Raw genomic sequence first — 15074 nt, forward strand, 5'->3', positions numbered from 1 at the left:
ATGATGAAAAACGTACTTATAGCGTCCTATGACATGGAAGTCGGCGGCGTTGAGAGAAGCTTAGCAGGCATGCTCGATCAGTTTAACTATGCGGCGTACAACATTGACCTCATGTTGTACCGGCATAAGGGAGATTTCATGGGCCTATTGACTGATCGAGCAAATTTGTTAGGTGAAATCCCGCAATACGCATCATTTCGGAAGTCAGTAGCGGAGACCTTCAAGGATAAGCAGGTTTCGATTGGAGCCTCGCGCGTACTCGCCAAAGCTCACGCTAAGCTTTTTCAAAAAGCTCACGGAATCAATGATATCGGCTATGTGCAGATGCAGATGGTTTGGCGCTATGCACGCCCCTTCCTACCTTCGCTCAAGAGAGAATATGATGTTGCAATCAGCTATTTATGGCCGCATGACTTTGTCGCCGACAAAGTGGCTGCACGCAAGAAAATCGCTTGGATTCATACGGATTATTCAACCATCGCAGCTGATCATAAGTCGGATTACAAAATATGGAATAAATTTGATTATATCGTGGCGGTTTCGGAAGCCTGCAAAGCTTCATTTCTTGAACGGTATGAGCGGCTTCGGGAAAAGGTTGTCGTGATGGAAAATATTGTAGCGCCTCTGCCGATAAGAGGCCTGTCAGCCCAGCGAATAGAGAACAATCCATTGGATGATGACTCACGTTTCAAGCTCCTTTCAGTAGGCAGACTATGCCATGCAAAAGGCTTTGATGATGCCATACAGGCATTCAAGCTTCTCATCGATAAAGGCTATCATAATCTGGTTTGGTACATTGTCGGATATGGCGGTGACGAAGCGATGCTGAAGGCTCTGATCCAGGAGCATCAGCTCGAAGAGCGGTTTATCCTGCTGGGGAAGCAGATAAACCCTTATCCGTTTATGAGCAAATGCGACTTATACGTACAGCCTTCTAGATACGAAGGCAAAGCAGTTACCGTAACTGAAGCCAAAATATTAGGGAAGCCGATCGTTATCACGAATTATTCGACGGCTGCAAGCCAAGTGGAGCATATGACAGACGGTTATATTACGGAATTATCTGTCGCAGGCATTGCGGATGGGATCGAGAGGCTTTATAACGATCATGAGCTGAGAGCGCGGCTTGCCAGTCATTGCAGCAGCTCGGATTATAGCAATAATGACGAGCTGGAGAAGCTGTACGAATTAATGACGGCAGAAGGGAGCCATTGAAATTGCGTATAAAAATAAGCGTGATTATACCGGTATTCAATGCAGAACCTTATCTAGCGAAGTGTATCGAATCTCTGCTTAACCAGACTGCGCGAGAATGTGAATTTATATTTATCAATGACGGTTCAGTGGATAATAGCGTCTCAGTCATTGAGCGCTACAAACAGAAAGACGCTAGAGTGGTATTGCTGGAGCAGCAGAACCAAGGTGTCAGCGCAGCGCGTAATAAAGGCTTGCAAGCGGCAAAGGGAGATTATATCGGATTTGTAGATGCGGATGATTACATTGAAGCGGATATGTACGAGACGCTCTATCATACCGCAGTCGAAGAGGATTGTGATATCGTGCTTTCCAACTTTGAGAGCGAGATCGACGGCCATGCCGTCCTGACAGCCTACCCGTTCCCTAAAAATCAAGTATTGAATAAGGCTTACCTATCACAAGAGGTATTGCCCTTCTTCATTAAGTCAGACGAGCTCAATACGGCTTGCAATAAGCTGTACCGTAAATCCCTTCTTCAAGAGCATGGCGTTCAGTTCCCGCTGCAAGTTGCCTTGGGGGAGGATGGCATGTTCAATATGGCAGCTTTCAGCCATGCGGTTAGATTTGTGTATATGGACTACACAGGCTATCACTACCGCGAAATTATAGGCAGCGCGACGAGGAATATCATCCAAAAGGACTATTTCCAAAGGGCGCTGGACGTCTACCACATCGAGCTTCCTAGCCACTTTAAAGCCATATTGGAAGAGGAATCCGTAAGCAGGCTGAAAGCCATTAAATTAATACATAGCGTAATGGCTTACGTGCATATGTACTTCAAGCCGACAGCAAGCCTCAGCGTCAGCAAGCAAATCAAATACATACAGAAGATGATCAATGCACGAGAAGTCAGAAAAGCATTGCCGATTTACCAAAAAGAAATGACGCTTACGCTGAACCGCTACCAGAGAGTTTTGCTTTATTTTATAAGCAATAGATCATGGATCGGGTTATATTTCATAACGGCGTACAGCCGATTTAGAAATTGAAGTTGGGGGCTATTCCTATGAAAATAATGATGTTTGCACATGATGGCAGTTTGAACAGAGGCTGCGAGGCGATTGTCCGCTCCTCGACGGCAATCATTAAAGAAAGATTTGCAGGCGCCAAGATATATTTGGCTTCGGCGCAGCCTGAAACAGATACGGTGATCACGAAGCTGGACGGGGTATATGACGGGTCTGCACGCGCAATCAAGAAATATTCCTACGATTGGTTCTTGTCCTCCATGAAGGTTAAGCTATTTCAGGACGAATCCTACGCGCTTGGAAAAATCCATCATAACATTATTAAAAACATTAAGGATATGGACGTGTGTTTATCGATCGGGGGGGACAATTATTGCTACGGCGAACAGCCTGGCTGGTATGAGATCGACAGACGGGTGAAAGCACAAGGAAAGAAGCTTGTATTGTGGGGCTGTTCGATTGGCGAAGAGGACATGACGGACAGAAAGCTGGAGGACCTTCGGACCTTTGACCTTATTCTATCCCGCGAATCCTTAACCTACGAAATGCTGCAGCGAAAGGGACTCCGGAACGTTAAGTTATGTGCAGACCCTGCCTTTACGATGGAGAAGGAGGAACTGGATTTGCCCGAAGGCTGGCAGAAGGGAAATACGATTGGGCTTAATTTCAGTCCGCTCGTGTGGAAACGAAACAAGCAATCACAGGCTGCGGTAGATGAACTGATTCAGCATATCTTGGACACGACGGATATGACCATCGCTTTAACGCCTCACGTCATCATCAATAACAACAATGATTACGAGGTTCTAAGCACGTATTACGAGAGGTATAAGCATACGGGCCGCGTCCTGCTGCTGCCCGATCATCTTACGGCGATCCAATATAAAGGCTACATCGCAAGAATGCGGTTTTTTATCGGTGCTCGAACGCATGCGACCATCGCGGCTTATTCCAATTATGTTCCGACTATGGTGCTTGGCTATAGCGTCAAATCAAAGGGCATCGCAAAGGATATCTTTGGCGAAGAGAAGCTGGTTCTGGGCATTGATGAAATATCGGACAGCAAACGGTTAATTGAAAAGTTTATTGAAATGAAGAATGAAGAGGATGCAATAATCAATCGGCTTAAGCAATCCATCCCTGGCATCAAGAAGATGTCATACAAAGCGGCGGACTACTTAAGCAGTCTAGCCTGAGGTGAATATGAAAAAAAATGTGCTGTTTATCATTCCCAGCCTCACGGCAGGGGGAGCGGAGCGGAGCTTAATCAACCTGCTTACGCAAATGGATTTCGATCAATTCAACGTCGATTTGTTTATGTTCAGCCCGCAGGGGATTTTTTTGGAGCTGCTCCCTGAGCAAGTAAGGATTCTGCCGCTGCCAGAGAGCTATAACGAATTCGTGAAACCGATGCTTCCATCCGTATCGCGGTTATTATGGCGAAAAAATTCCAAGCTAGCTTTTAGCCGGATCATGTTTAGCGTCAAGAATCGGATGTCCGGAAACGTCAGCGTGAAGGAACAGGAAAGCTGGAAATACATGGCCCGTTCGTTTGCCGTGTTGGACAAAAAATACGACATCGCGATAGCTTTTCTAGAGAAATCGTCGATCTACTTCTGCGCGGAGAAAGTAAAAGCGGATAAGAAGATCGGCTGGGTCCATAATGACTACGACATGCTCGGCATGAACCCGTATTTCGACCAGAATTACTTCAGCAAGCTGGACTATATCGTGACTGTATCCGAGGAATGCCGCCATATTCTAAAGCAGCGGTTTCCTAATCAGAACGAGAAGCTTAAGGTGATCTACAACATTGTATCTCCGACGATTATTAGAGAGCTGTCCTACATGGAGCCGGCAGAAGCTTTCAACCGGAAAAGCGATGAATTTGTTATATTGTCGATCGGGCGCCTGCATCCGCAGAAAGGCTTCGAGTATGCGATACGGGCGGCAAAGCGGCTGCTTGACGAGGGCTACCGCTTTCAGTGGAACATTATTGGCGAAGGCGAGGAAAGGGAGGCCTTAACCGAGCTTATAGAGGCTCTGAAGCTGGAGAGTCATGTTAAGCTGCTAGGGCTTAAGTCCAATCCTTATCCTTATCTCAGACAGGCTGACATTTATGCACAAACCTCGGTATTCGAAGGAAAGGCAATTGCGATTGACGAAGCGAAAATACTGCATAAGCCCATTATTATTACGAATTTCAGCACAGCCAAGGATCAATTAAAGGATGGCGTCGAAGGTCTCATCGTCGATCTGAGCGACGAAGCCATCGCAAAGGGCATTGCGAGGCTTATGCAGGATTCAGCGGCACGTACGCGGATGGAGCAGCATTTGGCAACTTTGGAGCTTGGAACGGAAGATGAGATTAATAAGCTGTATCACATTATGGGATAGGGGAAGCGACTTGAAAAAAAAGCTGCTGTTCGTCATGAACAATCTAACCTGCGGAGGGGCAGAGAAATCGCTGATATCCTTGCTTCAAACGATCGACTTCTCCCGATATGAAGTGGATCTTTACCTCTTCAAGCACGAAGGGCTGTTTATGGATAAGCTGCCCAAAGAAATAAATCTGCTTGAGCAGCCTGATGATTACCAATACTTCGATATGTCGATGAAAGCAGCCGTGCTGAATTGCCTGAAGAAAGGCAATGTAAGCTTGGCTGTGTCGAGAGTGCTTGCTGGCTACGTTTTTTTCACGGAACGAAATCCGGCCAGGCGCGAGCAGCGAGTCTGGAAATACTTATCAAAGGCGTTGCCGGTGCTTCCGCAAAAATATGATGCGGCAATTGGCTTTTTGGAGAAAAATCCCGTTTATTTCAGCATTGAGAAGGTGCAAGCTAATCAAAAAATAGGCTTTATCCACAATGACTATGACAAGCTCGGCATGGACCCTAAGTTGGATATCCCGTATTTTAAAAAAATTGACCATCTCGTGACGGTATCCGATGGCTGCGGAGATGTGCTGCTGCAGCGGTTCCCGCAATTCAAGGAAAAGATAAAGGTCATCCATAATATTGTATCTCCTGCAATCATAAACAGAATGTCGTCGGAACGAACGGATATGCGGATGGACGAAAGCATATCGATCGTATCTATCGGACGTTTGAATTATCAGAAGGGCTTTGAGCTCGCAATCGATGCATGTGCGGTATTAATTGAGCAGGGCTACAATCTCAATTGGTACGTCATCGGAGAAGGCGAGGATCGGGATAAATTAGAACGGTTAATCGAGTCAAAGGGATTAAATCACCATTTTCATCTTATTGGCTTAAAGGAAAATCCGTATCCCTATATTCAAAAAGCGGATATATACGTCCAGCCTTCACGTTTCGAGGGGAAATCCATAGCCATTGACGAGGCAAAGATTTTGCATAAACCGATTGTCGTCACGAATTTCAGCACGGCAAAGGATCAAATTACGCATAACCAAAACGGTTTAATCGTTGATATGGATAAGGAAGCATTGAGTGACGGCATCAAGCTGTTAATCGAGGAAAAGGGCCTACGTCTCTTCTTTGAAGAGCAATTGGCAAAGGAGCAGCTGGGCAGCGAGTCGGAAATCGAGAAGTTATATGCGTTGATATAATGGTTGTGAGGGAGCGGGAAAAATGCTAGAAATTCTAGCTTTTATATTTATAGGCTTAATCATCGTAATTGCTTTGATCGATCTATGGCCGATGAGCTGGGATTGGTTAAGCAGAATCCATATCGGCAGATACCGTAACAAACAAGAATGGAATCAATCCATAACGCAAATTGGCGTGAATTGGCTTAATCATACACCGAAAATCAAAGTAACGGATAATGTCAGGCTCGTAGCGATTGATATGCTGAAAGGCAATTATTCAAAAAGCGTTATTCAGCATTGGCAGGAGGCTTCCCTATTGCTAGGCTTGTCTGAATGCTTGAAAAATGGCGAGAATCCTGCGCTTAGATCGGGCATCGAGCAATTTCTGAAATCCAAGTTCGATGCAAGCGGACATTGGAAAGTGAAGCCGTCATATATTGATTCGGCGATATTGGCATATGGCGTAATGAAGCTTGAGCAAGTGGGAATCGATAAGTACAAGCCTGCGTTTGACAGTACATGGGCGCTCATTCAAGCGCATATTGGTGAAGATGGTACCGTGCAGTATCGCAAATTCATGAACAAATACCGCTACGTAGACACGATCGGATTTATTTGTCCTTTTCTGGTAGCGTATGGTATCAAATATAATAAGCCGGAGTGCGTTCAGCTGGCCGTTAAACAGCTGGAGATGTACGAACGGCATGGCATGCTTGAGGATCATTTCATCCCGAGTCATGCGTACCATACGGATAATGCTCTTCCATTAGGACTGTATGGCTGGGGAAGAGGCCTAGGCTGGCTTGCCATCGGACTTAGCGATGCTTGGCGTGAATTGCCTGAAGGACATGAAAGCAAACCGATACTGGAGCAGTTCGTATCCAAATTCGCCTATGCGATTCTGGCTTTCCAAGGGAAAGAAGGAAATTGGAACTGGACGGTTACACGGCAAGAGACCAGGGCGGATTCTTCGACAACAGCAACCTTGGCGTGGTTCCTGCTGCAGGCTTCACAGATAGCGGAGCTCTCCGAAGCATGCTCCCAAGGGGCGGAGCGGGCCGTCCAGTATCTAATGCGAGTAACCAGAAGAAGCGGGGCGGTCGATTTCTCGCAGGGAGATACGAAGGATATCGGCGTATATTCCATGCTGTTTAATATATTGCCGTTCACCCAAGGCTTCTGTATCCGAATTGCTAATTTCAATAAACATGCAAGGACGGATGACCGGACTGCTAGAACGGTAGAGCTATAATAGAGAAACGAATGGGATAGGAGATTCACATGAGGGTAAAAAGCTCATTACTGAACATTTCTGCCGGACTTGGCAGCCAGCTTGTCATAACCATATTGAGCTTCGTGTCTAGAACGGTCTTTATTAATAGTCTGGGGATCGAATATTTAGGCGTCAATGGCTTATTTACGAGCATTCTAGCCATGCTGTCGCTGGCGGAGGCCGGAATCGGCTCCAGCATTATTTATAATTTGTATAAGCCCGTCGCTGAAAACAATAGACCTAAAATATTGGCGCTCATGGATTTATACAAGAAAGCCTATCTGGTTATAGCGGGGCTTGTGCTGCTGCTGGGCCTAGGCGTCATGCCGTTTCTAGATCTCATCATTAAAGAAACGAGTATTCCAAACTTATCGATCATTTACCTGCTGTTTCTTGTAAATACCGCAGCCCCCTATTTGTTTGTCTATAAACATTCCTTCCTGAACGTCAATCAGAAAAATTATATCGTCACCTCAATCTTCTCGGTTTCGTCTATCGTATCCACCGGGTTGAAGATCGCAATCTTGTTGTATACCGAGAATTACATTTTGTATTTGGTTGTTGAGAGCTTCTTCTCGATCATCACGTCGGCATTTGTCGTTTTTCTAGTAAACAAAATGTACCCTTTCCTTAAGGAAAAAGTACGAGCAAAGCTGGATCCCGAGACCAAAGCGAATTTCATCAAAAATATGAAAGCCATCATTTTGCAAAACGTAGGCAATTATTTTATTTTCGGAGTAGACAGCATACTGATCTCCACGTTTGTGAGCATTACGGCCGTCGGGCTTTATTCGAACTATAAAATGCTTATCGATATTTGCCGGACACTGCTTAATCAGGTGTTTTCCAATATGTACCATAGTCTAGGCAATTTGATCGCGAAGGAAAGCTCGGATGCTGTATATCGCATATTCAAGATTACGTATCTGCTTAATTTCTGGCTGTATTCGCTACTATCCATCGGTCTTTATTTGCTGGTTGAGCCGCTTATCACCTTATGGCTAGGGCAGGAATTTGCGATGACAAATGCCATTTTGCTTGTGCTCGTCGTGATGTTCTATGAGAGGGGAATGAGGAATTCGCTGAGCGCGGTGAAATCGACTGCAGGTATTTTTCATGAGGACCGCTTCGCGCCGATTATACAAGCCGTCATTAATTTAGCCGTATCATTAATTCTAGTTCATTATTTGGGAATATTAGGCGTGTTTATCGGCAGCATTGCGAGTGCGGTAGCCGTACCGTTCTGGTATACGCCTTTGCTTGTTTACCGCAATGTGTTCCGGCAGCCCATTTGGCATTACTACAAGAGCTATCTGCTCTACACATTATTGGGCATAACCGTGTGCATATTCGTTGGTTTTATCAATAGCTTCCTTCCATCCTCGACCTTTCTATGGCTCGCGATGAAGGGGCTTGCATGCGTGGTTATGGTCAATTTGATCTATGTCATCGTGTTCTACCAGACTGAGCAATTTTACTATTTAAAAACGATATTTATAGGGCTTTTGAACATAATTCCAAAGCTTCGCACACGTTTAAGTAAGCCGGAACAAAGCCATCAAAGCCTGGAGGTTGGCGGAAATAAGTAACCTTTTGCTGACAAGCTACATACGATAGCGGTAAAAGGAAGGTGAAGGCTATGACTCAGCATACGTCTTACCGCTTAGAACTTGACCGGTTTAAAGTTAGCAACACGGGACGGAATCCAGCAGAAACGACTAAGGGAATTAATGATGCGCTCGTTTGGGCCAAGCAGGAGGGCTATTCTCATGTCGTGCTTCCGAGCGGGACCTTTAGTGTCAGGTTGGATCCGGGAACGCTTATCGCCATTAAGATGCAAAGCGGCATGCATTTAGAATTAGAGAATGGCTGTGAGGTTGTTCTAGAGGCCAATTCTTCGCCCAATTATTCCATTATCGATATGACTGCGATCAAGAATGCGAAAGTATCCGGTGGGAAGCTCGTTGGCGATAAGAAGAATCATGTTTACGAGATTTTCGTTAAGTTTACTAGAGGCGGAGTGAATGCAGACGGGACCTTGAATAATGATCCGAACTGGATACGCAGCGAAGTGATCGACCGTTATGCCAATCCGGGACTGCTGACAAATTTCAGGCTCTGGACCATTCCAGGCGTTAATGCTTCTGCCTACTCCTTCTATCAATACAAGGATACGGTTTCCAAAGCAACCTTGACGGGCTTTCGTACGAATGGCGTATTTGCACCCGCAGGCAGCACGGGAAGAGGCTGGTTTCTTAACGAAGATAACGACGTAAGCCGCAATAATAAAATGATATTTGCGATACCTTTAAGCGCTCCCCTTACGGATGCTGCGATATCGCAGATTCAAGCGAAGGTAGATAACGCCTACTTTACGCATGAAAGCGGCCATGGCATTGGCGTGTTCGGATCCAACTTTATCGAAATAGGACACATCGAAATTTCAAATTGCGTCGGCGATGGTATCATAACCGGCTGGGAGAAGTATCAGCTCGAGCCAGCGGCTTATTCGCAGGAGCAGATGGGGCAGCATATCCTTATTCATGATTGCCATATCCATCACTGCAGAAGGCAGGGCATATCGCTTTGTGCTTCTAACGATACGCATGTATTCCGAAACAGAATCCATCATATCGGGTTTGATGATGACGGAGTAACAACAAACTTTAGAAACGGCACGCCGCCGATGTTCGGCATTGATATCGAATCGATGTACTCGGAGACTAATATTCCAATCAAATCGGCTGACCGTCCGAATGGATTGGAGCTGAATTACCGAATTCGGATATGGGATAATTATGTTTACAGCAATGCACGTGGGCATTTCGTTAATTCCGATGGAACGGATATAACCTTGGAGAACAATACCTTTGAAGGCGCGAACGTAGGCGGTATAAGCTCTAACCCGTTATTTCCTCACGTTAAGTATTTGAATAATACGTTTATCGGATGCGAGCTATGGGTGCAGGGCGATAATTTCATAAACGGTGCAGTCATTCAGAATGGAAATTTAAGAATGGTTGATGTGAGAGGCGCAGTCGTGCAAAACTGTAAAATCACGAATGGTTCCGTCCATGGCTCAAGCTTATACGGTTATTTCGGATCACCGGCCGTGAACGCGGCAATGGGTACATTTACCTTTAAAACAGCTCATGGCATGGGCAATGGCGCACAGGTATCCTTTGAGCAGTGGATCGGAAAAGTGCCTACCGGCATTAGCGTGGATAAGTTATATTATACCGTCAACGTATCGGCGTTAGGTTTCCAGGTTTCCGAGTCGCTGGGAGGCTCACCGGTTGCTGTGAAAGACGCCGGAGAAGCAGGTTTTCACGTGGCTAGATTTAATTACGGCAGATGTTATTTATCGAATATTACGGTTGAACGGGAATGGCGCAAGGACAATGCGCTAACGCCGAACTTTAATCTGCTTGCTGCAGGAGCGGTTATCAAAAACATCACGATTAAAAACTATGATATGGCGGTATTGGTTCCAGCCGATTATGCAGGGCGGCCGAATATTATCGATGGACTTACTATGATTGAAGGTTCTGCTAGATTCGAAGGCTGCCATATCAGCGATAGTGAGTTTATGAGAGCAAAGACCCCTGCAATGGGGAACACAGACATCCAGTTAGGCTCCAATGATACGAAATATAAGAGACAAATAACGCTGCGCAACGGATTGTTACACAGCTTAGGTCTTGTACTCGATGGAAATGCGACCGTGACGGGCACAACCTTCGTGAATGCAGGAATTGGAAAAACAGACAATGGAAACAAGGCCGTAATCGCACAATCGTATCTAGAGAATAGCAAATTGAATTTCAACTGGCTGCGGCAGAACCAATCGGTAACGATTGCAAAGTCCGTATTCAAGGGAGTAACGGTAACAGGCACTGCACCTTATATAAGGCTGGTGGATAATACCGATTTAGGAACGGCCTAAAAGGCGGATAAAATATCCCTGGAGAGGATCTACGCTGCAGGGTATATTTTTGATATAATGTTCTTAATAAAGAATATTTAAGTATTTTATAATGAATAACCGGAGAGGGGTTAATGAAATGGCCATTTTAGTAACTGGCGGGGCTGGTTATATTGGAAGCCATACCTGCGTGGAGCTTTTGGAAGCGGGATATGAGGTTGTCATTGTCGATAATTTGTGTAACAGCAGCCGAACCTCATTGGACCGAGTTGCTGAAATTACGAACAAGGCATTTACATTTTATGAACTGGATTTGCTTGACCGGAATGGGCTGGATACGGTATTCGCTAAACATGAGATAGAAGCTGTCATTCATTTCGCTGGCCTGAAAGCGGTGGGTGAATCGGTTCGCTTGCCGCTCTCCTATTACCATACTAATCTTACAAGCACGATCGTATTATGCGAAGTAATGAAAAAACATGCAGTCCACAAGCTCGTATTCAGCTCATCGGCTACCGTTTATGGGCTTCCGGAACAGGTACCTATCTCGGAGAGCTTCCCGCTTGGCGCAACTAATCCATATGGATGGACGAAGCTGATGCTTGAGCAAATTCTTCAAGACCTGGCTGAATCGAATGAGCAATGGGGAATATCGATACTAAGGTACTTCAATCCGATTGGCGCGCATAAAAGCGGTAGAATCGGTGAGAATCCAAATGGCGTGCCGAACAACTTATTGCCATATATCGCTCAGGTTGCGGTAGGTAAACGGAAGCAGGTTAGCGTATTCGGCAGTGACTATCCGACGCTTGATGGAACAGGAATTAGAGACTATATCCATGTCGTGGATCTTGCTAAAGGGCATTTGAAGGCCGTGGAGAAGATTATGCGGAAATCGGGGGTGGATATTTTCAACCTCGGAACGGGACGCGGCTATAGCGTGCTTGAGATGATCGCCGCATTCGAGAAGGTATCTGGTCGAGATATTCCGTATACGTTTATTGCACGAAGAGCTGGAGATATTGCTATCTGCTATGCGGATACATGGAAAGCAAATAAGGAGCTGGAATGGGAAGCAACCATGGGAATTGACGAGATGTGCGCAGACTCTTGGCGGTGGCAGTATATGAATCCGAACGGTTACGACGAGAACGAGCAGGATGGATCAATGGGGAAATCGCTAGATTACATAAGCGCAGCGCAATAATAAGCAGCGTACAAAAACAATCCGATTAAGCTGATTTTTGAATCTAACAGATGCCATTTCATTTAACAAACCTTAATAACTTTCGACAAAAGTTGTAAATATCTATCAATTTTGTCGGACATGAAGCGACAGCATACGCGAATATGATGATCTATAATACATCTATAAGTGAATGACAAGCATAGGGAGACGTTGAAATGCGTTTAGTATCTGGGCACCTTAAACGCATGGAGTCAGTGGTGCAACCGCCCCAATTCGAATGGGGGATATGTGATAATGGCACTAGTTAAATCAGATCATAATCATGACTTAGATACGGAATGGGTAGCTTTAATTATGAAGGCACGTGCTTTAGGGTACAGCCGGGAAGATGTTCAGAAAGCGATCCTCGTTCTGAAGGAAAGCAGCAAGGACGACATTCAAGATACGGCAGTGTAAAGAAGAAATGGCTTACTCGCGTTTGATCTTCCATTTATTGAATTCAAGAAATTCTTTGAATTGATCCTTGCTTACGCCGGATGCCATCGCTTCTCTTACGAGATCGGCCCATTCGAGATCAAGGTTCTCTGACTTTTGCTCAGACTGGTCACTGTTGAGAAATTCTTCTACGGGAACCTTAAGTACCGCTCCTACTTTTTCGAGAAATTGAATGGAAGGGTTTTGTTGAAGGCCGCGTTCAATGGAGCTTAGGTAAGATTTCGCAACACCGGCTCTTTGTGAAAGCTCAGTCAATGACAAGCCATTTCTTTTGCGCAGCGCTTTTATGCGTTCTCCGATCATAACTAACTCCTCCGTCATTACATCGTTGTAGACTAGACCTTATTATAACGAATTATTAAGGATAGCGAAAGCTTTTTAGCCGCCACTTATGTATGATATTGGATATTAACATAGGAATATTATGAAATAATTTTTTGGACGTTCATCAAGCATAGCAAAGGGCTTACCGACGGGTAAGCCCTTTTGCTATGCTTGAAATATAGGAGAGTATATTTAGGCGCCTATTGAAAGGACGCCATCAGGCGTTTCTTCTTCGTTGCATCGGATAAATAGCTAGGCGCTGGCCACCGATTGATTGTGCAGCAGGCTGCCGAATAAACTGCTTGAATCGGCGGCTAGCTGGTGGTATTCGCCCTGCTCCACTACCGCTCCTTGATCAATGACGATCACTTGATCCGCTTGTCTAATCGTCGATAACCGATGGGCAACCACGATGATCGTCATCTTGCCTTTTAAGCGCTCGATAGCTTCTTGAATTTTTTTCTCGTTTTCCGTATCAAGCGCACTGGTGGCCTCATCCAATATAAGAATAGACGGCTTGCGTATAATGGCTCGCGCAATAACGATGCGCTGGCGCTCTCCGCCTGAGAGCCGGATGCCTCGATCTCCAATAACCGTATCAAGCCCTTCGGGAAGCTTGAGAACAAATTCGGAAGAGGATGCGAATTGCAGCGCCTCCCACATCTCATCGTCCGTTGCGTCAGGCTTCACCATATAAAAGTTTTCCCGAATGCTCGCGTTAAATAAGAAGGGGTCTTGCGCTACGTAGCTTATGGACTGGCGGAATGCAGCTAATTGCTTGCTGTCGATCGGAATGCCGTCTACTAATATTTGGCCGGCCTCAGGCTGCATTAATCCCATAATGAGATCAATGAGCGTGCTCTTGCCAGCTCCTGATGGGCCTGCAATGGCCGTCATCTGGTTGGAGGGTACGAACAGGTTGATGTTATGCAGCGTACAGGCGTACTCGTCTTGGTTGTATCGGAAGCTGACATTACGGCATTCAATTCCATGCGCAATCCGTAATGCTGCATGTTTATCCTGGTTTAAATCGAACTGTTCCGCTGAATGACTGCATTCTTGCTGAAGCAGTATCAGCGCCTTGCAAGCAGGGATCATGGAAGAAAGCTGCTCCAGGGTAGATTGAATACTGGTGAAACGCGGCCATAAGCGTGCGAAAATGACGGTAATGGTCAAGAGCTCCATGCTTTGCGTTTGGAATAGCTTGAACGATACCAATATAAAACAAGAAATGAGCAGCGCAGAGGTTAATTTATAAACGAGCTGGGAGTTCATTCTAAGCCGTACATAAGATATTTGTTCCTGCATCATGCCTTTTGTCAGAGCGGATAGCCAGTTTAGGCGCGAAGCTTCAAGCGTGTTGCTTTTAATATCCTTCATTCCGTTTAATTGATCGGTTATTCCTGCAAGATAGCTTTGGGACAGCTGCGAGGTTTGGTTGCCAAGCTGCTTCGCTTCTTTGATGAATTTTCTAGAGAAGACGCCAAGAACAATGCCGCAGCCTAAGACGAATAAGGTGAGCGTCGGGGAAAGCCAAAATGCGATCCCGATTTGAATCACTGTGAAAATAAGAGAAGTAATGAGCTGCAGGGACAGGTTGATCGCACCCAGCACGCGGGCAAGCTCGATGGTCAATAAATTAATGAGGTCGGAAGATCTTTTTTTCAAGAAAAAAGACCAGTTTGATTGCAATAAGGAATGATAGGTTTCATAGCGCAATTGCCTGCTGTAAAGCTGTTGGATCTCGACGTTGCGAATAGATACTTTTCTCTGGATTAGGTTTTGGATGAATACGATCATGACGTAGATTCCCAGAATGATCGTAAGAGACAGAGTAGGCGAGAGATCCTGCAAATAAGCAGAAAGATTTGAAAAGTAGCTATTATCAATTTCGAGGCTTACGATTCCGATTAGTCCAAGCATAGGAATCAATAATAGAATGCTGACGCTCTCCAAAAAGCCGGAGATCGTCATTCCGAATAGATTAACATAAAGGGCGGTTCCAGAGAAACGGTTCAAGCGCTTCATAAAATGCAATATATAATTCATTTCCTTCTCCTTTCGGGAACTGC

The 15074-nt window shown here is 45.4% G+C and carries 12 protein-coding genes and 1 riboswitch; of the genes, 10 read left to right on the forward strand and 2 right to left on the reverse strand.

Annotated features, from left to right (window positions below):
* The first annotated feature begins 3 nt into the window (after nt 1-3).
* From AC0YN3_RS12195 to AC0YN3_RS12240, 10 genes are all read left to right on the forward strand, one after another.
* On the forward strand, nt 4-1215 hold the full coding sequence (locus tag AC0YN3_RS12195) for a glycosyltransferase (protein WP_475775629.1): 1212 nt from the start codon (nt 4-6) through the stop codon (nt 1213-1215).
* 2 nt (nt 1216-1217) lie between these two features.
* Complete coding sequence (locus AC0YN3_RS12200) at nt 1218-2246, forward strand: glycosyltransferase family 2 protein (RefSeq protein ID WP_475775325.1); 1029 nt, start codon at nt 1218-1220, stop codon at nt 2244-2246.
* A 17-nt stretch (nt 2247-2263) separates the two neighbouring features.
* The gene (locus tag AC0YN3_RS12205; RefSeq protein WP_475775326.1) at nt 2264-3421 is read left to right on the forward strand and encodes a polysaccharide pyruvyl transferase family protein; all 1158 of its coding nucleotides are present in this window, start codon (nt 2264-2266) and stop codon (nt 3419-3421) included.
* 7 nt (nt 3422-3428) lie between these two features.
* Entirely contained in the window at nt 3429-4622 is a 1194-nt protein-coding gene (locus AC0YN3_RS12210) for a glycosyltransferase (RefSeq protein ID WP_475775630.1), read from the forward strand.
* Between the two features lie 10 nt (nt 4623-4632).
* Nucleotides 4633-5814 carry a glycosyltransferase gene (locus tag AC0YN3_RS12215; protein WP_475775327.1) on the forward strand — a complete coding sequence of 394 codons (1182 nt, stop codon included), beginning with the start codon at nt 4633-4635 and terminating at the stop codon, nt 5812-5814.
* A 22-nt stretch (nt 5815-5836) separates the two neighbouring features.
* Nucleotides 5837-7048, forward strand: a complete 1212-nt coding sequence (locus AC0YN3_RS12220) for a glycoside hydrolase family 88 protein (RefSeq protein ID WP_475775328.1) — start codon at nt 5837-5839, stop codon at nt 7046-7048.
* Between the two features lie 29 nt (nt 7049-7077).
* Nucleotides 7078-8658: a lipopolysaccharide biosynthesis protein gene (locus AC0YN3_RS12225; RefSeq protein WP_475775329.1), complete on the forward strand. Its 1581-nt coding sequence runs from the start codon at nt 7078-7080 to the stop codon at nt 8656-8658.
* Nucleotides 8659-8708: 50 nt separating this feature from the next.
* Complete coding sequence (locus tag AC0YN3_RS12230) at nt 8709-11015, forward strand: right-handed parallel beta-helix repeat-containing protein (RefSeq protein WP_475775330.1); 2307 nt, start codon at nt 8709-8711, stop codon at nt 11013-11015.
* A gap of 118 nt (nt 11016-11133) precedes the next feature.
* Nucleotides 11134-12201 (forward strand): UDP-glucose 4-epimerase GalE, encoded by a 1068-nt coding sequence (gene galE, locus AC0YN3_RS12235; protein WP_475775331.1) that lies wholly within the window; start codon nt 11134-11136, stop codon nt 12199-12201.
* 176 nt (nt 12202-12377) lie between these two features.
* A riboswitch (cyclic di-GMP riboswitch) is annotated at nt 12378-12461 on the forward strand.
* A 16-nt stretch (nt 12462-12477) separates the two neighbouring features.
* Nucleotides 12478-12639 carry a protein sinI gene (locus tag AC0YN3_RS12240; protein WP_183557334.1) on the forward strand — a complete coding sequence of 54 codons (162 nt, stop codon included), beginning with the start codon at nt 12478-12480 and terminating at the stop codon, nt 12637-12639.
* 12 nt (nt 12640-12651) lie between these two features.
* Here AC0YN3_RS12240 and AC0YN3_RS12245 read toward each other — a convergent pair whose 3' ends face one another.
* Nucleotides 12652-12981, reverse strand: coding sequence for a helix-turn-helix domain-containing protein (locus AC0YN3_RS12245; protein WP_183557337.1), 330 nt, complete (start codon nt 12979-12981; stop codon nt 12652-12654).
* Between the two features lie 273 nt (nt 12982-13254).
* The gene (locus AC0YN3_RS12250; RefSeq protein ID WP_475775332.1) at nt 13255-15051 is read right to left on the reverse strand and encodes an ABC transporter ATP-binding protein; all 1797 of its coding nucleotides are present in this window, start codon (nt 15049-15051) and stop codon (nt 13255-13257) included.
* Nucleotides 15052-15074 lie beyond the last annotated feature (23 nt).

This window comes from Paenibacillus sp. J22R232 (genome assembly GCF_056269165.1).